General features: G+C 70.1%; 17 protein-coding genes. 9 read left to right on the plus strand and 8 right to left on the minus strand.

What is annotated here, in order from left to right; all coding sequences use genetic code 11:
* Positions 1–68: 68 nt before the first annotated feature.
* Positions 69–638 (minus strand): hypothetical protein, encoded by a 570-nt coding sequence (locus ACFVDI_RS21495; protein WP_378909893.1) that lies wholly within the window; start codon positions 636–638, stop codon positions 69–71.
* A 45-nt stretch (positions 639–683) separates the two neighbouring features.
* On the opposite strand from ACFVDI_RS21495, the gene deoC reads away from it, so the two are divergent.
* The gene (gene deoC / locus ACFVDI_RS21500) at positions 684–1361 is read left to right on the plus strand and encodes a deoxyribose-phosphate aldolase (protein WP_378909896.1); all 678 of its coding nucleotides are present in this window, start codon (positions 684–686) and stop codon (positions 1359–1361) included.
* Positions 1362–1404: 43 nt separating this feature from the next.
* Complete coding sequence (locus tag ACFVDI_RS21505) at positions 1405–2016, plus strand: uridine kinase (RefSeq protein ID WP_378909899.1); 612 nt, start codon at positions 1405–1407, stop codon at positions 2014–2016.
* Here the strand turns inward: ACFVDI_RS21505 and ACFVDI_RS21510 are convergent.
* Positions 1991–3070 (minus strand): adenosine deaminase, encoded by a 1080-nt coding sequence (locus tag ACFVDI_RS21510; RefSeq protein ID WP_378909902.1) that lies wholly within the window; start codon positions 3068–3070, stop codon positions 1991–1993. The genes ACFVDI_RS21505 and ACFVDI_RS21510 overlap by 26 nt on opposite strands.
* Before the next feature lie 35 nt (positions 3071–3105).
* Between ACFVDI_RS21510 and ACFVDI_RS21515 the strand changes: the two genes are divergently transcribed.
* Complete coding sequence (locus ACFVDI_RS21515; protein WP_378909905.1) at positions 3106–3561, plus strand: MaoC family dehydratase; 456 nt, start codon at positions 3106–3108, stop codon at positions 3559–3561.
* Positions 3562–3564: 3 nt separating this feature from the next.
* Here the strand turns inward: ACFVDI_RS21515 and ACFVDI_RS21520 are convergent, their stop codons facing one another.
* The 3 genes from ACFVDI_RS21520 to ACFVDI_RS21530 form a co-directional block, all read right to left on the minus strand.
* Complete coding sequence (locus ACFVDI_RS21520) at positions 3565–4608, minus strand: S66 peptidase family protein (RefSeq protein WP_378909908.1); 1044 nt, start codon at positions 4606–4608, stop codon at positions 3565–3567.
* A gap of 182 nt (positions 4609–4790) precedes the next feature.
* A complete protein-coding gene (locus ACFVDI_RS21525) occupies positions 4791–6074 on the minus strand; it encodes a thymidine phosphorylase (RefSeq protein WP_378909911.1) in 1284 nt (427 codons plus the stop codon).
* A 55-nt stretch (positions 6075–6129) separates the two neighbouring features.
* The gene (locus ACFVDI_RS21530; RefSeq protein WP_378909914.1) at positions 6130–6543 is read right to left on the minus strand and encodes a cytidine deaminase; all 414 of its coding nucleotides are present in this window, start codon (positions 6541–6543) and stop codon (positions 6130–6132) included.
* 179 nt (positions 6544–6722) lie between these two features.
* Between ACFVDI_RS21530 and ACFVDI_RS21535 the strand changes: the two genes are divergently transcribed.
* The 4 genes from ACFVDI_RS21535 to ACFVDI_RS21550 all read left to right on the plus strand — a co-directional run bounded on the left by ACFVDI_RS21535 (position 6723) and on the right by ACFVDI_RS21550 (position 11988).
* Positions 6723–7811 (plus strand): BMP family protein, encoded by a 1089-nt coding sequence (locus ACFVDI_RS21535; protein WP_378909917.1) that lies wholly within the window; start codon positions 6723–6725, stop codon positions 7809–7811.
* 114 nt (positions 7812–7925) lie between these two features.
* Positions 7926–9440: an ABC transporter ATP-binding protein gene (locus tag ACFVDI_RS21540; RefSeq protein WP_378909920.1), complete on the plus strand. Its 1515-nt coding sequence runs from the start codon at positions 7926–7928 to the stop codon at positions 9438–9440.
* Positions 9437–10702, plus strand: a complete 1266-nt coding sequence (locus ACFVDI_RS21545; protein ID WP_378909925.1) for an ABC transporter permease — start codon at positions 9437–9439, stop codon at positions 10700–10702. Before ACFVDI_RS21540 ends, ACFVDI_RS21545 begins: the two co-directional genes overlap by 4 nt.
* Positions 10703–10704: 2 nt before the next feature.
* Positions 10705–11988, plus strand: coding sequence for an ABC transporter permease (locus tag ACFVDI_RS21550; protein WP_378909928.1), 1284 nt, complete (start codon positions 10705–10707; stop codon positions 11986–11988).
* Here the strand turns inward: ACFVDI_RS21550 and ACFVDI_RS21555 are convergent.
* Together ACFVDI_RS21555 and meaB are read right to left on the minus strand one after the other, a co-directional pair.
* Positions 11985–13169 carry an amidohydrolase gene (locus ACFVDI_RS21555; RefSeq protein WP_378909936.1) on the minus strand — a complete coding sequence of 395 codons (1185 nt, stop codon included), beginning with the start codon at positions 13167–13169 and terminating at the stop codon, positions 11985–11987. The genes ACFVDI_RS21550 and ACFVDI_RS21555 overlap by 4 nt on opposite strands.
* A 12-nt stretch (positions 13170–13181) precedes the next feature.
* Complete coding sequence (gene meaB, locus ACFVDI_RS21560; protein WP_378909945.1) at positions 13182–14180, minus strand: methylmalonyl Co-A mutase-associated GTPase MeaB; 999 nt, start codon at positions 14178–14180, stop codon at positions 13182–13184.
* Here meaB and ACFVDI_RS21565 point away from each other — a divergent pair.
* Positions 14161–14994 carry an SDR family NAD(P)-dependent oxidoreductase gene (locus tag ACFVDI_RS21565; protein WP_378909949.1) on the plus strand — a complete coding sequence of 278 codons (834 nt, stop codon included), beginning with the start codon at positions 14161–14163 and terminating at the stop codon, positions 14992–14994. The genes meaB and ACFVDI_RS21565 overlap by 20 nt on opposite strands.
* 40 nt (positions 14995–15034) lie before the next feature.
* Entirely contained in the window at positions 15035–16021 is a 987-nt protein-coding gene (locus ACFVDI_RS21570; RefSeq protein ID WP_378909952.1) for an LLM class F420-dependent oxidoreductase, read from the plus strand.
* On the opposite strand, the gene ACFVDI_RS21575 is transcribed toward ACFVDI_RS21570, so the two are convergent.
* A complete protein-coding gene (locus tag ACFVDI_RS21575) occupies positions 16022–17731 on the minus strand; it encodes a protein kinase (protein ID WP_378909959.1) in 1710 nt (569 codons plus the stop codon). It abuts the gene before it with no gap.
* Positions 17732–17760: the final 29 nt, after the last annotated feature.

Consider the following 17760-nt stretch of genomic DNA (forward strand, 5'->3'; position numbering starts at 1 on the left):
AGTCCAGGGAGTTTCCGTCGGTTACTCGCGAGTAGACCGACGGAAACTCCCTGGACTACCCCGATCGCTCAGACCACGAGCAGAATCACGAACACCACCGCTACTGCGAGAGTGACCCCGATCAGCGGCCAGTCCCAGCTGCGGCGTACGTCCTCGGCGAGCGCGAACTGCTCGTCGGAGTCGCGCTTGATCCGGCGCCGGTCGCGGGCGTCCTGGGCCAGCGCGTTGAGGCGGTCCTCGATGAAGTCGGCGTGGTTGCTCAGTGGCTTGTGATCGCGCTTGGCACCCTTGACCGCCTCGCGCATCGGACGCCCGACGGCACCGCTGACATAGGTGCGGCCGCCGGCGTAGGCGCCGAGGGTGCGACCGACCGAGACGCTCTCGAGCGCAGCCATCGGGAAGCGCACGGTGGAGTAGAGGTGGTGGAGGACGAAGTCGCCCTCGCTGACCCCGACCTTGGTGCGGATGAAGGCGGCGTACGCCACCAGCACGAAGAGCACGCCGCCGGCCGTCGTCTCGGGGTGCCAGCCGGTGGCCGCGTCGATCACGATGACCGCGATCGCGGCCCCTGCGGAGAGGAAACCCCATGCGGTGCTGCTGGAGTTGCGGAACCACTCCTCGGGCTGGTCGTCATTCACGGCGCAAACATTAGCCCCCGACCCCGAGAGGCCTATGCTGAGGCCGTGCCTACCTCCACAGAGATCGCGAAGCTGATCGACCACACCCTCCTCAAGCCCGAGGCGACGCACGCCGACGTCGAGGCGCTGATCGTGGAGGCCGCCGAGCTCGGCACCTACTCGGTGTGCGTCTCGCCCTCGATGCTGCCGGTCGCCGCGCCGGCCGAGCTGAAGCTCGCCGCGGTGTGCGGCTTCCCGAGCGGCAAGCACATCTCCTCGGTCAAGGCCGCCGAGGCCGCGGCCGCGGTCGACGCCGGTGCCGACGAGATCGACATGGTCATCGACATCGGCGCCGCGAAGGAGAAGCGCTACACCGACGTGGAGGCCGACATCGCCGCCGTCCGGGCCGCGGCTCCGGCGCCGACGGTGCTGAAGGTGATCATCGAGTCCGCCGCGCTCGAGGACGAGGAGATCGTCGGCACCTGCCAGGCCGCCGTCCGCGCCGGCGCGGACTTCGTGAAGACCTCGACCGGTTTCCACCCCGCCGGCGGCGCCACCGTCCACGCGGTGGAGCTGATGCGCCAGACCGTCGGTCCTGACGTCGGCGTCAAGGCCTCCGGCGGCGTACGCACCATGGAGCAGGCCGAGCAGATGATCGCCGCCGGCGCCAACCGGCTCGGCGTCTCGGGCTCACGCGCGCTGCTGGCCGGGGCGCCGGGATCGGGTTCCGGCGCCGGCTACTGAGGCCGGCTACGCGGTTTCGGGCACTCTCGGGGAGAATGCTCCGGTGCGTGCTCAGGTCATCGTCCTCGCCGGCCCCTCCGGCGCCGGCAAGTCCCGTCTGGCCGAGCGGCTGGGTCTGCCGGTGCTCCGGCTGGACGACTTCTACAAGGACGGCTCCGACCCCTCGCTCCCCCGGATCACCGAGGGCCCGAACGCGGGCCTGGTCGACTGGGACCACCCCGACTCCTGGCTGCCGGATGACGCGGTGAAGGCGATCGCCGCGCTGTGCGAGGCCGGCACCGCCGACGTACCCGTCTACGACATCGCCCACGACGGTCGCACCGGCTGGCAGGAGCTCACCCTCGGCGACGAGTCGTTCTTCGTCGCCGAGGGGATCTTCGCCCAGGACATCGTGGCCGAGTGCCTCGACGCGGGGTTGCTGGCCGCCGCCTACTGCGTCACCCAGTCACCGACGGTGACCTTCTGGCGCCGGCTCACGCGCGACCTCCGCGAGCGCCGCAAGCCACCGAACGTGCTGGTCAAGCGGGGCCTGGCGCTGATGCGCGCGCAGCCGCAGGTCGTCGCGGACGCGGTCGCCAAGGGCTGCACCGCGGTCTACCCGAAGCACGGCTATGTCGCCGTTCAGCGTCTCACAGGGCCGCGTACGCGTCCTTGATCTCGTGGATGAGATCCACCCGCTCGTCGTAGGGGATGAACGCGGACTTCATCGCGTTGGTCGTCAGCCGCTGGAGCTCGGGCAGCCCCCAGCCGAAGGCCTCCACGATCCCGGCCATCTCCGCCGACATCGAGGTGCGTGACATCAGCCGGTTGTCGGTGTTGATCGTGACCCGGAAGCCGAGGTCGTAGAGCAGCCCGATGGGGTGCTCGGCGATCGACTTCGCGGCCCCGGTCTGGACGTTGGAGCGCGGGCAGAGCTCGAGCGGGATCCGCCGGTCCCGGACGTACGCAGCCAGCCGGCCGAGCCGCGGCGCCTCGCCCTCCTCGATCGTGATGTCCTCCACGATCCGTACGCCGTGACCGAGCCGGTCGCAGCCGCAGGGGTGCACGGCCTCCCAGATCGAGGGCAGCCCGAAGCCCTCGCCGGCGTGGATGGTGAAACGCATGTTCTCCGCTGCCAGGTGCTCGAACGCCGCCAGGAACCGGCTCGGCGGGAAGCCCTTCTCCGGCCCGGCGATGTCGAACCCGGCGACCCCACGGTCGCGCCAGGCCACCGCGAGGTCGGCGATCTCGGTGGCGTGAGCGGCCTGCCGCATCGCGGTCAGCAGCTGGCGTACGACGATCTTCTTCCCGGTCGCGGCGACGGCTGCCGTGCCCTCGTCGAACCCGGCCTGGACGGCCGCGACGACCTCCTCCGGCTCGTGACCGTTGGCCAGGTGGAGCTCGGGCGCCCAGCGGACCTCGGCGTAGACGACGCCGTCCTCGGCGAGATCCTCGACGCACTCACGAGCCACCCGGGTCAGCGCGGGCAGGGTCTGCATGACCGCCAGCGTGTGCGCGAACGTGTCCAGGTAGCGCTCCAGCGAGCCCGAGTCAGCGCTGGTGACGAACCATTCCTCCAGCGCGACCGGATCGTCCTGGGTCCCCTCGGGCAGCTGGTGGTCAACCTCGGCGGCGAGCTCGATGAGGGTCGAGGGACGTACGCCACCGTCGAGGTGGTCGTGGAGCAGCACCTTCGGCGCCGCCTTGATCTGCATGTCGGACGGTTCCATGGGCCTATTGTTCCCTATCGGACTAGATTCCGGGGGTGCGCAAATTCACCACTCTCGAAGAAGTCTCCGACGCCGCAGGCACCGAGATCGGCACCGGCGAATGGCTCCAGGTCGACCAGGACCGCGTCAACGCGTTCGCCGACGCCACCGGCGACCACCAGTGGATCCACGTCGACGAGGCGCGGGCCAAGGAGGGCCCCTTCGGGGGCACCATCGCCCACGGCTACCTGACTCTGTCGCTGATCCCCTACCTCGGCGTGAGTGTCTACTCGCTGGAGACTCCGGGCGCCAAGCTCAACTACGGCCTCAACAAGGTCCGGTTCCCCACCCCGGTCCTGGTCGGCTCCCGGATCCGCCCGGTCGTCTCGTTCGGCGAGGTCACCGAGCTCCCCACCGGGCTGCAGCTCGTCGTGAAGACCACGATCGAGATCGAGGGCTCCGCCAAGCCGGCATGCGTCGCGGAGTCAGTCGTCCTGCTCCTCGAAGACTGAATCTCAGGAGTAGTCGGCCCACAGCCGCCGGGCACTGCCGTCGACGGTGATCTCGCCGCCGTACGGCAGGACCCACTGCGGTCGGGTGTGCCCGAACGGCGGGCCGACGACGACCACCGCATCGGGGTTGTAGCGGGCGACGGTCTCGATCGCCGCGTCCCGCTGCTCGGCGCGCTTGGCGGCCCGCTCCTCGGCGCTCGGGCGGTGCTCGAAGTCCGACGTCGGCGGACGCGCGACGACCACCGCGTCGATCGCCTCGAGCAGCCCGCGCTCGCCCAGGGATCGGGTAATCCAGGCGAACTCGCGCGCCGGGATGCGCAATTCGGAGGACTCGAGCAGAAGTACGCCGCCCGCCACCACCCCCGGGTCGGCCGGGAAGCGTCCGGCTGTGAGCGCCCACTGGAGGATCTCGATGCAGCCACCCCAGGTGCGGCCGGTCACGGTGCGAGCCGGGCCCGCCCAGGTCCACGGCTCGGTCGCCTCCCGCTCGCCGTACTCGGTCAGCGCCCGCGGGTCGTTCCAGTCGCGGCCGATGTCCTCGGACTCCCCCGGCTCGGTGATCTCGAGGGTCTCGCCGGTGAGGAGAGCCGCCTTCAGCGAGGCCTCGTGGATCGGGTCGAGCGCCGGCCCCGGACCGAGGTGGACCTGGGTCGAGCCGCCGTGGAACGCGGCGACGCCGCTGGTCCACAGCCAGTTGAGCAGATTGGTGTTGTCGCTGTAGCCGAGGAAGGGCTTCGGGTCCTTCCGGACCAGGTCGGGGTCGAGGTGCGGGATCACGGTGATCTGGTCCTCGCCACCGATGGTCGCCAGGACCGCCCGGATCTCCGGGTCGGCGAACGCCGCGTTCACGTCCGCCGCGCGCTCCTGCGCCGACGCGCCCAGCTTCCGGGTCGTCGGGTACTCCACCGGCACCAGCCCGGTCACCTCGGCCAGCCGCGCCAGCGCCTGCTCGTGGATCGCCGGCGCCACCCCCGGCGCGGCGAACGAGGGTGACAGCACGGCGACCTTGTCGCCCGCGACGGCCTTGGGTGGCTTGACGATCTCCATGGAGGAAGTCTGGCCGTCGGCCGGCATGCGATGCGAACTGTTATCGGTCCGGCCCGCCGGCGAGGTGTAACACGCTGTTACACGGTCTATCCGGTCGTTCGAATAGGGCGAGTAGTGCTACGAACGACGTGTTACAGCTCGCGGAGACCGACGAACACGACCCCCGCCGGACTCCTCCGCGGCTAGCTGATGCGGTCGAGGATCAGCGGCGTCGCCTCGTACGCGGCCCCGTCCCCGATCTCGTAGCCACCCTCCAGCGCGGCCAGAGCCCGGTCGAAGCGCTCGGGCGTGTCGGTGTGGAGCGTGAACAGCGGCGCACCGGCCGTCACCTCGTCGCCCGGGCGGGCGTGCCAGGTGACCCCGGCGCCGGCCTGGACGGCGTCCTCCTTGCGCTCGCGCCCGGCACCGAGGCGCCAGGCGGCGAGGCCGACGGCCATCGCGTCGAGCCGGGTCAGCACGCCCGACGAAGGTGCGGTGACGACGTGGGTCTCGCGTGCGACCGGCAGCGGCGCCGAGGGGTCACCGCCCTGGGCCGAGATCATCGCCCGCCAGGCGTCCATGGCCTTTCCCGAGGCGAGTACGTCGGCAGGATCCGGGCCGGACACACCGGCGGCCGTCAGCATCTCCCGGGCGAGCGCGACGGTGAGCTCGACGACGTCGGCAGGGCCACCGCCGGCGAGGACCTCGACGGACTCGGTCACCTCGATCGCGTTGCCGGCGGTGAGGCCGAGCGGCGTGGCCATGTCGGTCACGAGCGCGACCGTGTTGACCCCGGCGTCGGTGCCGAGGTCGACCATGGTGCGCGCCAGCTCCTGCGCGGAGGCGAGAGTCTTCATGAAGGCGCCGGCGCCGACCTTGACGTCGAGCACGAGCGCACCGGTGCCCTCGGCGATCTTCTTGGACATGATCGAGGAGGCGATCAGCGGGATCGACTCGACGGTCCCGGTGACGTCACGCAGCGCGTAGAGCTTTCGGTCGGCCGGGGCCAGCCCCTCACCGGCCGCGCAGATCACCGCGCCGACCGACCCGAGCTGGGCGAGCATCTCCTCGTTGGACAGCGACGCGCGCCACCCGGGGATCGACTCGAGCTTGTCGAGCGTGCCACCGGTGTGGCCGAGCCCGCGTCCGGACAGCTGCGGCACCGCCACTCCGCAGGCGGCGACCAGCGGCGCCAGCGGCAGTGTGATCTTGTCGCCCACGCCGCCGGTGGAGTGCTTGTCGGCCGTCGGCCGGTCCAGGGAGTCGAACGACATCCGCTCCCCAGACGCGATCATCGCCGCCGTCCACCGCGCGATCTCGCGCCGGGACATCCCGTTGAGCAGGATCGCCATGTTGAGCGCCGACATCTGTTCCTCAGCCACGACTCCGGCCGTGTAGGCCGCGATCATCCAGTCGATCTGCGAGTCGCTGAGCTCGCCACCGTCGCGCTTGGCGAGGATCACCTCGACCGCATCATGTTCCGCCATACGGACAGCGTAAAGCGCGACTGCCGCGGTCCCCCACCGGGCGTCGTCCGGCCGGTTACGCCAGGGCCTCCGGACCGAAGGCGTCGGGAAGGACCTCCGACATCGGCTTCACGCCGGAGACGGTCATCAGCAGCAGCTCGGGGCCGCCGTTCTCCCACAGGAGCTGGCGGCAGCGGCCGCACGGCATGATGACCTCGCCGGAGCCGTTGACGCAGACGACGTGGGTGAGCCGGCCGCCGCCGGTCATGTGCAGCGAGGAGACCAGGCCGCACTCGGCGCACAGCGTGACCCCGTAGGCCGCGTTCTCCACGTTGCACCCCTGGAGAAGGCGCCCGTCGTCGGCGATTCCGGCCACTCCGACGCGGAAGTCGGAGTAGGGCGCATACGCATGTTTTGCGGCCTCGACCGCCTGCACACGCAGGCCTTCCCAGTCAAAGCCCTCTGCGACGTACGTCTGCTTCTCGGTCATGGTTCGACCTTAAAGCCTGTCCGGACAACCAAGCGCAACCTACGAGGCTTAGGCTTCGTCGAGATCAAAAGTTGGTAACCGTTCGCGTAATCCCTGGCAATGCTCGGTCTTTGGGGAGAACGTTCGGACATGAATGTCCTTTGCGCCGTGATTCGCGGAGCAACGACCTGGAGGCACCAGTGAAGAACAACATCAAGAAGGCCGCCGCCGGCGGCTTCGCCGCGGTCCTGACCGCTGCCGCGCTCGCCGCGTGCGGAGAGGCGCCTGCCGAGCGCGCCGGGGAGGGGAACAGCGACTACCTTCCCTGCATCGTCTCCGACGAGGGCGGCTTCGACGACAAGTCGTTCAACCAGCTCAGCTATGAGGGCGTGAAGGAAGCCGCCGATGAGCTGGGCTCGAAGTTCAAGGACGTCGAATCCAACAGCCCCAACGACTACACCTCCAACCTGGAGAGCCTGGTCGGGCAGGGTTGCGACACCATCGTGACCGTCGGCTTCGCCCTCTCCGCTGCGACCATCGAGTCCGCGAAGGCCAACCCCGAGACCGAGTACGTCCTGATCGATGACGCGGCCGACGCCGACTTCGACGGCAAGACCGACGCGGAGAACATCAAGCCGATCCTCTACGACACCGCCCAGGCCGCGTTCCTGGCCGGCTACGTCGCCGCGGACTACACCAAGACCGGCGTCGTCGGCACCTACGGCGGTCAGCCGTTCCCGACCGTGACGATCTTCATGGACGGGTTCAAGCAGGGCGTCGAGTACTACGCGAAGACCAAGAACAAGGACGTCAAGGTCGTCGGCTACGAGGGCGGCGAGAAGGGCTCCTTCACCGGCGAGTTCGTCGCCAACGAGAAGGCCACCAACACCGCCCGTCAGATCATCGACCAGAACGCGGACGTGATCCTGCCGGTCGGCGGCCCGATCTACCAGGGCGCGCTCACCGCGATCGACGACTCCGGCAAGGACGTGGCCCTGATCGGTGTCGACGCCGACTTCTACGAGACCGACCCGAACACCCAGGACGTCGTGCTCACCTCCATCCTGAAGAACATGAAGACCTCCACCACGGATGTCATCCTCGCCGCGGGTGAGGACAAGTTCGACGCGACGCCTTACGTCGGCACGCTGGAGAACGACGGGGTCGGCCTGGCGCCGTTCCACAACTTCGAGTCGAAGGTGTCGGAGACCCTCCCCGCCGAGATCGAGGAGGTCACCGCCGGGATCAAGGACGGCTCGATCAAGGTCAACTCCTACCTCGCGAAGTGACCCACCCGGTGGTCCCGCCCGTCGGGACCACCACGACGAGGGGGCCGGACGCACCCGGCCCCCTCGCCACGTACTTTCGGAATTTCTCCACCCCTGCAAGGAATGATCCGTGCCATGAGACTCGCGCTTCGCGACATCACCAAGCGCTTCGGCTCCCTGGTCGCCAACGACCACATATCCCTGACCGTCGAGCCGGGCGAAATCCACTGCCTGCTCGGTGAGAACGGTGCGGGCAAGTCCACGCTGATGAACGTGCTCTACGGCCTCTACCAGGCCGACGAGGGCGAGATCTTCATCGACGACGAGCCGCAGCGCTTCAAGGGTCCCGGCGATGCGATGGCCGCCGGCATCGGCATGGTGCACCAGCACTTCATGCTCATCCCTGTCTTCACCGTCGCGGAGAACGTCATGCTCGGCCACGAGGCCACCGGGTTCGCCGGCAGCCTCGACCTCGACGCCGCCCGTAAGCGCGTCCGGGAGATCTCCGAGCGCTTCGGCTTCCAGGTGGACCCCGACGCACTTGTCGAGGACCTTCCCGTCGGCGTCCAGCAGCGGGTCGAGATCATCAAGGCGCTCTCGCGTGACGCCGAGGTGCTCGTGTTCGACGAGCCGACCGCCGTACTGACCCCGCAGGAGACCGATGACCTGATGGCGATCATGCGCCAGCTCAAGGCATCGGGCACGGGCATCGTGTTCATCACCCACAAGCTTCGCGAGGTGCGCGAGGTGGCCGACCGGATCACGGTCATCCGCCGGGGTGCGGTCGTCGGCGAGGCCTCCCCGGAGGCCTCCAACGCAGAGCTCGCGGCCCTCATGGTCGGGCGGCCGGTCGAGCTCAAGGTGCACAAGGACCCGGCGCAGCCGGGCGAACGCGCACTCGTCGTCTCCGACCTGACGGTGGCCGACGAGGACGGCCGTGTGCACGTCGACTCGATCAGCTTCCACATCGACGCCGGTGAGATCCTCGCCGTCGCCGGGGTCCAGGGCAACGGCCAGACCGAGCTCACCGAAGCCATGGTGGGCCTGGCTCCGCACGTCGAGGGCTCGATCAAGCTCGACGGCCACGAGATCGTGGGCCGCTCGGTGCGCAAAGCGCTCGAGGCGGGGATCGGGTTCATCCCCGAGGACCGCCAGGTCGACGGTTTGGTCGGCAACTTCACCATCGCCGAGAACCTCATGCTCAACCGCAGCCACGAGGAGCCCTTCGTCTCGCGCGGTTCGCTGAACCTCAAGAAGCTCGACACCTTCGCCAAGGAGAAGCTGGCCGAGTACGACGTACGCGCCCCCGGGGTCTCGACCCTGGCCGGGCAGCTGTCTGGCGGCAATCAGCAGAAGGTCGTCGTCGCCAGAGAACTCTCTCGCGACCTGCGACTTCTCGTCGCGGCACAGCCGACGCGCGGCGTCGATGTCGGCTCGATCGAGTTCATCCATCAGCAGATCGTGGCCGCGCGCGACACCGGCGTCCCGGTGCTCGTGGTCTCCACCGAGCTCGACGAGATCGCCGCTCTCGCCGACCGGATCATGGTCCTCTACCGCGGGCGGGTCGTGGGCATCGTGCCCGCCGACACCTCCCGCGAAACCCTCGGCCTGATGATGGCCGGCGAGTCTCCTGAAGGGAGCGAAGCGTGAGCGAGAAGGGGCCGGAGAATCAGCCGGCCGAGACGACGGAGCCGACGGAGCCGGCCGAGCCGACAGAACCGGCTGCCTCCGACACCGACCGGGTGCCCGAGGCTAGCCGTTGGCACCTGGCGATGCGCGAGATCACCGCAGGCAACGCGCTGGTCGCGGTGCTCTCGGTCGTGCTCGCGATGTTCTTCGGGTCGTTGATGATCCTCTTCACCGACGAGGACGTCCGTTATGGGCTCTCCTACTTCTTCGCCCGCCCCTCCGACACGTTCTACTACGCGTGGGAGGCGATCTCCGGGGCGTACGTCTCGCTGTGGCGAGGTGCGGTGTACAACGATCTGGGCAGCACGTTCGTCCAGCAGGTCAAGCCGATCACCGAGACGCTGAAGTTCGCCGCGCCGCTGACGCTGGCCGGGCTCGGCATCGGCCTGACCTTCCGGGCCGGTCTCTTCAACATCGGCGGGCGCGGTCAGATGCTGCTCGGTGGCGCCGCGGCCGCGTTCGTGGCAGTCAGGCTCGACCTGCCGATGATCGTGCACCTGCCGCTGGCGATCCTCGTCGGCGCGCTGGTCGCTGCCCTGTGGGGCGGCATCGCCGGCCTCCTCAAGGCCCTCACCGGTGCCCATGAGGTGATCGTCACGATCATGCTCAACTACGTCGGCTACTACCTGGTCTTCTACGCGCTGACGCGCAAGTCGCTGCTCCAGGCACCGGGCTCGGGCAACCCGAAGTCCTCGCCGATGCCGGAGTCGGCGATCCTGCCGGACCTGCTCGGCCCGCAGTTCAACCTGCACGCCGGGTTCCTGCTCGCGGTGCTGGCGACGTTCCTGGTCTGGTGGATCCTCAACCGCTCCTCGCTGGGCTACCGGTTCCGGGCGGTCGGCGAGAACCCGTCCGCAGCACGGGCGGCGGGCATCAACGTCGGTGGCACCTATTTCAGCGCGTTCCTGATCTCCGGCGCGCTGGTCGGGACGGCCGGGGTCAACCAGGTGCTCGGCTCGGTGACCGACGGCGCGACCAGCGGTCTCGACGCCGGGATCGGCTTCGACGCGATCACCGTCGCGCTGTTGGGCCGCTCGCGTCCCTTCGGCATCCTGGCCGCCGGCATCCTGTTCGGCGCGTTCAAGTCCGGCGGCTTCTTCATGCAGGCCTCCGAGGGGATCCCGGTCGACATCGTGCTGGTCATCCAGTCCCTGATCGTGCTCTTCCTCGCCGCACCGCCTCTGGTGAAGGCGATCTTCCGACTCCCCACCAAGGAGGCCTGACCGTGTCCACTGTCGATCTTCCGGTCAACTCCGACGCACCCGCCGTCGCCGAGCGCATTCCGGGCGTGTGGAAGACGCCCGGCGTGATGGCTGCGTTCACCGTGCTGGTGGCGCTGCTCGTCCTCGTACGTCCCCGCTCCGGTGACTCCACCTTCCGGTGGAGCCGCGACGGCGACTGGTTCACGATCCCCGACATCGCGCTGCCCGCCAACGCCATCGTCTGGACGGCCGTGGTCCTGTGTCTCCTCGGCACCGCGCACGCAGCGTGGAACGCCTACTCCGGCCGCAAGACGCACCTGGTCGCGGTCGCCGCGTTCGCGGTCGTCGCGGTGTCCGGCTTCCTCGCCTGGGCGGTCGCGGGGAAGACGCTTCCCGTGGTCGGCCTGCTCGCCGGCGCCCTCGCGCTGGCGGTTCCGCTGGTCTTCGGTGCCCTCGGCGGCGTACTCGGTGAGCGGGCGGGTGTGGTCAACATCGCCATCGACGGCCAGCTGCTCTTCGGCGCCTTCGGCGCGGCGATCACCGCCTCGCTCACGGGTTCGCCGTGGGCGGGCCTGGTCGCGGCGATGCTCGCCGGCATGCTCATCGGGCTGCTGCTCGGCCTCTTCGCGATCACCTACTGGGTGGAGCAGGTCATCGTCGGTGTCGTCCTCAACGTGCTGGTCATCGGCTTCACCAGCTTCATGTTCTCCCAGGTCCTCTCGGAGAACGCGGCTGCCCTCAACAACCCGCCCCACTTCCCACGCCTGGAGATCCCGCTGCTGTCCGGCATCCCGGTCATCGGCCCGATCTTCTTCCGCCAGACCGTGCTGGTCTATCTGATGTACGCCGCGGTCGTCCTGATCGCGTGGGCGCTCTACCGCTCCAAGTGGGGACTGCGGGTCCGCGCGGTCGGCGAGCACCCGAAGGCCGCCGACACGGTCGGCATCAACGTGATCGCCACCCGCTACCGCACCGTGCTGCTCGCCGGCGCGATCGCGGGCATCGGCGGCGCGACCTACACGCTCGTCTCGGTGCCGTCCTTCGGACGTGAGATGACCGGCGGTGCGGGCTATATCGCGCTGGCGGCGGTGATCTTCGGCAAGTGGGACCCGATCAAGGCGACGCTGGCGGCGCTGCTCTTCGGCTTCGCGACCAACGTCGAGTCGGTGCTCTCGGTCATCGGCTCGCCGGTGCCGTCCCAGTTCATGCTGATGCTGCCCTACGTCGTGACCATCTTCGCCGTGGCCGGGCTCGTCGGGCACTCACGTGCCCCGGCTGCCGACGGCGTGCCGTACCGGAAGGGCTAGCTGGGCCTGCTCAGTGTGCGGTGGGCGGCGGCGGCAAGCACCTTGGCGCCGACGCCCACCGCACGCTCGTCGATGCGCAGGTCGCCCTGGTGGAGGTCGTAGGTGGGACCACCGGGGGTGCGTACGCCGAGCCGGAACATCGACCCCGGCACCTGCTCCTGGTACCACCCGAAGTCCTCGCCGCCGAGGCTCTGCGCGGAGACGACCGCGCCACGCTCACCGAGGACGTCCCGGACCGTGTCGACGAGGATCTGGTGGGACCCCTCGTCGTTGCTCACCGGCGGGACGCCCCGCGTGTAGTCGACGGCGGCCGTCACGCCATAGGGCGCGATGATCTCGGCGACCACCTCGCGCACCACGTGCTCGACCTCGCTCCAGGCGTCACTGTCGAGGATGCGTACGGTGCCCCCGACCGAGCCGTGAGCGGGGATCACGTTGTGGATCTGGCCGGCCGTGACCTTGCCCCAGACCACGCTCACACCGGCCCTGGGGTCCATCCGCCGGCTCAGGATCACGGGCAGCTCGGTGGTCACCTTGGCGAGCGCGAAGACCAGGTCGCCGGTCAGGTGCGGGCGCGAGGTGTGACCGCCGGTGCCGCTGAGGTGGACGTCGATCATGTCGGCCGCGCTGGTCAGCGCGCCGGAGCGGAGCCCGACCCGTCCGACGTCCACGGTCGGGTCGCAGTGCAGCGCGAAGATCCGCTCCACGTCGTCGAGCGCACCCAGGCTCATCAGGTGCAGCGCCCCGCCCGGCATGACCTCCTCGGCAGGCTGGAACAGCAGGCGTACGCCGCCGGGAAGCGGTGACTCGCGGTGCAGGTCGGCCAGGGCGAGGCCGGCGCCGAGCAGCGCCGTGGTGTGCACGTCGTGGCCGCAGGCGTGGGCGACCCCGGGGACGGTGCTCGTCCAGACATCGGTGGTGACGTCGTCTACGGGCAGCGCGTCCATGTCACCTCGCAGCGCGACGACGTTCTCCCCCTCGCCCAGATCAGCGATGAGACCGGTCGCAGAGGGCCGGTCGACCTGCCAACCCGCCTTCTCCAGCCGCTCGGCGATCAGCTCTGTGGTGCGGTGCTCCTGCCAGGACAGCTCCGGGTGGGCATGGATGTCCCGGCGCAGGTCGATCAGCTCGGCATCGTAGGCGTCGACTCGCTCGGCGAGGAAGGCAGCAGGCTCCAGCATGGTCCCGCCAGACTAATCCTTGTCGTAGGCGGCCAGGATCCTGTCCGCCGCCACGGTCGCGGGAAGCTCGCCGGAAAGCACCTCACCGCGGATCTGATCACGGATCGCCTTGACGCCCGGAGAGTGCTTGAGTCGCTGGTCGAGCTCGTCACGGACGAGCGCCCAGGTGAAGTCGAGCTGCTGCTCGGCACGCTTGGTGCGCAGGCCGTCCTCGCCGAGGTGGGCGCGGTGCGCCATCACCTGCTCCCACACCGAGTCGACCCCGTCGTCGTGGAGTGCCGAGGCGGTGATCACCGGTGGTGCCCACTCCTCACGCGAGCGCACCAGCCGCAGCGCGCCGGCGAGCTCGCGTGCGGCCGCACGCGCCTCCTGGGCACGGTTGGGGTCGTCGGGGTCGGCCTTGTTGACCGCGATCACGTCGGAGATCTCCAGGATGCCCTTCTTGATCCCCTGCAGCTGGTCTCCGGTGCGCGCGATGGTGAGGAACAGGAACGTGTCCACCATCCCCGCCACGGTCACCTCGGACTGCCCCACCCCGACAGTCTCGACGAGGATCACGTCGTAGCCGGCCGCCTCGAGCACGGCCATCGCCTGCACGGTCGCCCGGGCGACCCCGCCGAGCGTCCCCGCGCTCGGCGAGGGCCGGATGAAGGCGTTGGGGTCCACCGAGAGCCGCTGCATGCGCGTCTTGTCGCCCAGGACGGAGCCGCCGGTGCGTACGGAGGACGGGTCGACGGCCAGCACCCCGACCTTGAGGCCGTTGGCGGTCAGCCGGCTGCCGAGCGCCTCGATGAAGGTCGACTTGCCGACCCCGGGAACGCCGGAGATCCCGACCCGCACGGTGTCGCCCGCGGGGAGCTTGGTGAGCAGCTCGCGCGCGATGTCGCGGTGCTGGGGCTTGGTCGACTCCACCAAGGTGATGGCTCGTGACACCGCCGCCCGTTTGCCGTCGCTGATGCCGTCGAGGAGGTCTTGTACGTCGGGCCCTGGCATGGCCAGCACCTTAGCCAAGACACCCGGCACCGCGCGGCCCGGCTCGACCAGCGGAGCCTGGCGAGCGCCGGTACGCTCGACCGACGTGACCGAGATGACGAGAACAGCGGTGGTGACAGGCGGCGGAACCGGACTGGGACGCGTCATCGCCCATCGGCTGGCGACGGACGGGCTCGAGGTGACCATCGTCGGTCGCCGGGCGGAGGTGCTCGAGACCGCGACCAAGGAAGTCAACGCCGCCGTCGGCGCCGACCGGGTGACGTACGTCGTCGCCGACTGCGCCGATCCGGGCGACGTACGCGCACTGGCCGCTGCTTGCCCGGACCGCCTGGACGTGCTCGTCCTCAACGCCGGCGGCAACGCCCCCGCGACCGGCGACGACCTGGAGGCACTGGCGCGCGACTGGGCGGCCGACTACCGGCTCAACGTGCTCACCGCGGTGCTCCCGGTCGAGGCGCTGTTGCCCGGGTTGGCCCGTCCAGGCGGCCGGATCGTCGCGATGAGCTCGATCTCCGCACTGCGCGGCCACGGTTCGTACGGAGCCTCCAAGGGCGCCATCAACACCTGGATCACCGGGCTCGCCGCCGAGGTCGCGGCCGACGGCATCACCGCCAACGCGGTCGCTCCCGGCTTCGTCCCGGACACCGAGTTCTGGGACTCCCGCCGCAGCCCCGAGCTGATCGAGGAACGCACCTCCCGGATCCCGATCGGCCGGCCCGGTAGGCCTGCGGAGGTCGCCGCACTCGTGGCTCACCTCGTCTCACCGGAGGCCGGGTTCACCACCGGACAGGTCGTCGGCATCCACGGTGGAGCGCTCTTGGCGCGACTGTGACTGCACGAATGGCCACCCAGGACATGGGTACCGAACAGGCATGACGGATCTCGGCTACACCCTGTTCACCGAGCAGAGCGGACCTCGCGACCTCGTGCGCTACGCCTCCTCCGCCGAGGAGGCCGGCTTCGACTTCGAGGTGATGAGCGACCACTACTCGCCGTGGCTGACGGAGCAGGGGCACGCACCGTACGCCTGGAGCGTGCTCGGCGCGGTCGCCCATGCCACCTCGCGCGTGGGCCTGATGACGTACGTCACCTGCCCGACGCTCCGCTACCACCCCGCTGTGGTGGCGCAGAAGGCCGCCACCGTGCAGCTGCTCGCCGAGGGGCGCTTCCGGCTCGGCCTCGGCTCCGGCGAGAGCCTCAACGAGCACGTCGTCGGCCAAGGCTGGCCCTCGGTCCAGGAACGGCACGCGATGCTCCGCGAGGCGGTCGGGATCATCCGCGACCTGCACACCGGCGAGCTGGTCGACCACCGCGGTGAATACTTCCAGGTCGACTCCGCCCGGATCTGGGACCTCCCCGAGGAGCCCGTCGAGATCGGGCTCGCCGTGGGCGGCGAACGCGCCATCGAGGAGCTCGCGCCGCTGGCCGACCACCTCATCGCCGTCGAGCCCGAGGCGTCACTGGTCGACACCTGGAACGGTGTCGAGGGCGCCAAGCGGATCGGCACCGGGGCTCGCGCGATCGGCCAGATCCCGATCTGCTGGGACCCCGACAAGGAGACTGCCGTGCGCCGTGCGCACGAGCAGATGCGCTGGTTCAGCGGCGGCTGGGAGGTCAACGCCAACCTGCCCACGCCGGCCGCTTTCGCCGCGGCCACCCAGCTCGTCCGTCCCGAGGACGTCGCCCGGTCGGTGCCGTGCGGTCCCGACCTGGATGCGATCGTCGAGGCGGTCTCGGCCTACTGGAAGGCAGGCTTCACCGACGTCGCGCTGGTGCAGATCGGCGGCGACACCCAGGACAGGTTCCTCGCCGAGGCCGCCCGGCCGCTGCTCGAGCGGCTCCGGGCGGCCGCGCCCTGATCACCGAGCACGCCGCAGGATGTCGTAGAGGACGTCGGGCAGCCGGCTCGACCGGGCGTCGTCCAGGGGCATCCAGGAGACACCCACCTGCAGCGCGTACCAACCGACGGCGGCGGCGATGATCGCCAGGCCGACGACGGCGATGACCCATCGCTGGGAAGGCGACGAGGCGGCGCGGGCGACTGGACCGACGGTGTCCCGGACCCGCTGAGAGGCGAGCCAGGCGGCGGACATGAAAGTCATCGCGGCGGCGTAGAGCACGGCGCTCAGTGGCACGCCCAGCGCCAGGAATCCCACGCCGGCGGCGGCCGCGATCACGCCGGTCAGCACGGTCAGCGCTGCCGTGCCAGGGATGGCGCGCACCAGGTCCCACGGCGAGCGGATGAGCGCCCACGGCCCGTCGTACCACTTCCGTCCGCGCGCCTCGCGGCGCTTCGACAGGTGGTCGGAGGCGAGCGATGCGGCCCGCAGCAGCCAGACACCGAGGCCGAGCAGGGCGACGCCGAGGAACGGGTACGCTGCGACGACCCCGGCCAGGATCGCGGCGAGCGCGACCAGGATCAGGAAGTGCATCGGGCCAGGCCAGCGCTTGAGTTTGGAGTGCGCGCTGGGCGGGCTCCAACCGGGCTCGGGCTGCGGAGCAGGTGGCGGCGGTGCGTGCGGATCGAACCGACGCACCACCAGAGGATCGGCCGGGGCGTCGGCGACGGTGACCGCGGTCGGCGGCACCTCCTCGACGGCAGGAGTCGCCACCTCCGTCACCGCGTCGCCGGCCGCGTCGGGGTCTACCAGCGTCGGCTTCAGCCCTGCGTTCATGGGTGCGGCGGCCAGCGGCATCGTCAGCGGCAGCACCTTCGTCACCGCCGCGGCGTCGCCCCCGGACCACGGCACCTCGGGCTCCATCAGCCACTCCTGCAGCTCCTCGAGACCCGGCCGGTCCGCGGGATCCGTCGCCAGCGCGGCCGTCAGCACCTCCCGCATCGACCCCTCGATCCCGTCGAGATCGTGCTGGCCGCGGCGTACGCGATCCAGGACGGCCATCGACGGCCCGGTCCCGAACGGAGGCCTGCCCAGCAGCGCATAGGCGGTGGTCGCCGCCCACGAGTGCACGTCGCTGGCCGGCGACGCGGGCGTCCCTTCCAGGATCTCCGGCGCCAGGTAGCCCGGCGTCCCGACCAGCCAACCGGTGAGGGTGATCTGGGGGTCGTCGGCGACCCGGGCCAGCCCGAAGTCGATGAGCACCGGCGTACGTCCCTCCATCACCACGTTGGAGGGCTTCACGTCCCGGTGCAGCACGCCGGCGTCGTGGCAGGCGGCGACGCCGTCGGCGAGGCAGCGGGCCAGCCAGAACCGGTCCTCGCCGAGGACCGGCCCGTCGTCCTTGATCCGGTCGTGCAGCGTCGACCCAGGCACGTAGCGGGTCGCTACGTAGGGGAGGTCCGCATAGGGGTCCGCGTCGACGATCTCGGCGATCCACGGGCTGCGCACCTGTCGCAGGGACCTGACCTCGCGCTCCAGCCGCGCACGGGTCTCCTCGTCCCCCACGACATGCGTACGCAGCACCTTCAGCGCCACCCGCTCGCCGGTCTCCTCGTGGCGGGCCAGGTGGACGACACCCATGCCGCCCTCACCGAGCTTGGTGAGGAGCTCGTAGGCCCCGACCCTCACCAGCCCGTCCCCGGATGCCCACCCGGGGCGTAGGTCCGTCACACCTGCGAGGGTATCCGCTCCGCCGCTGG

Source organism: Nocardioides sp. NPDC057767 (genome assembly GCF_042798275.1).
In the GTDB taxonomy this organism is placed as follows: domain Bacteria; phylum Actinomycetota; class Actinomycetes; order Propionibacteriales; family Nocardioidaceae; genus Nocardioides.

Coding starts and splice junctions, on each gene's coding strand:
- ACFVDI_RS21540 (WP_378909920.1), top strand. CDS start 7,926: ATGAGACTCGCGCTTCGCGACATCACCAAGCGCTTCGGCTCCCTGGTC.
- ACFVDI_RS21520 (WP_378909908.1), bottom strand. CDS start 4,608: ATGGAGATCGTCAAGCCACCCAAGGCCGTCGCGGGCGACAAGGTCGCC.
- ACFVDI_RS21565 (WP_378909949.1), top strand. CDS start 14,161: ATGGCCAGCACCTTAGCCAAGACACCCGGCACCGCGCGGCCCGGCTCG.
- ACFVDI_RS21510 (WP_378909902.1), bottom strand. CDS start 3,070: ATGGAACCGTCCGACATGCAGATCAAGGCGGCGCCGAAGGTGCTGCTC.
- ACFVDI_RS21525 (WP_378909911.1), bottom strand. CDS start 6,074: ATGGCGGAACATGATGCGGTCGAGGTGATCCTCGCCAAGCGCGACGGT.
- ACFVDI_RS21530 (WP_378909914.1), bottom strand. CDS start 6,543: ATGACCGAGAAGCAGACGTACGTCGCAGAGGGCTTTGACTGGGAAGGC.
- ACFVDI_RS21570 (WP_378909952.1), top strand. CDS start 15,035: ATGACGGATCTCGGCTACACCCTGTTCACCGAGCAGAGCGGACCTCGC.
- ACFVDI_RS21555 (WP_378909936.1), bottom strand. CDS start 13,169: ATGCTGGAGCCTGCTGCCTTCCTCGCCGAGCGAGTCGACGCCTACGAT.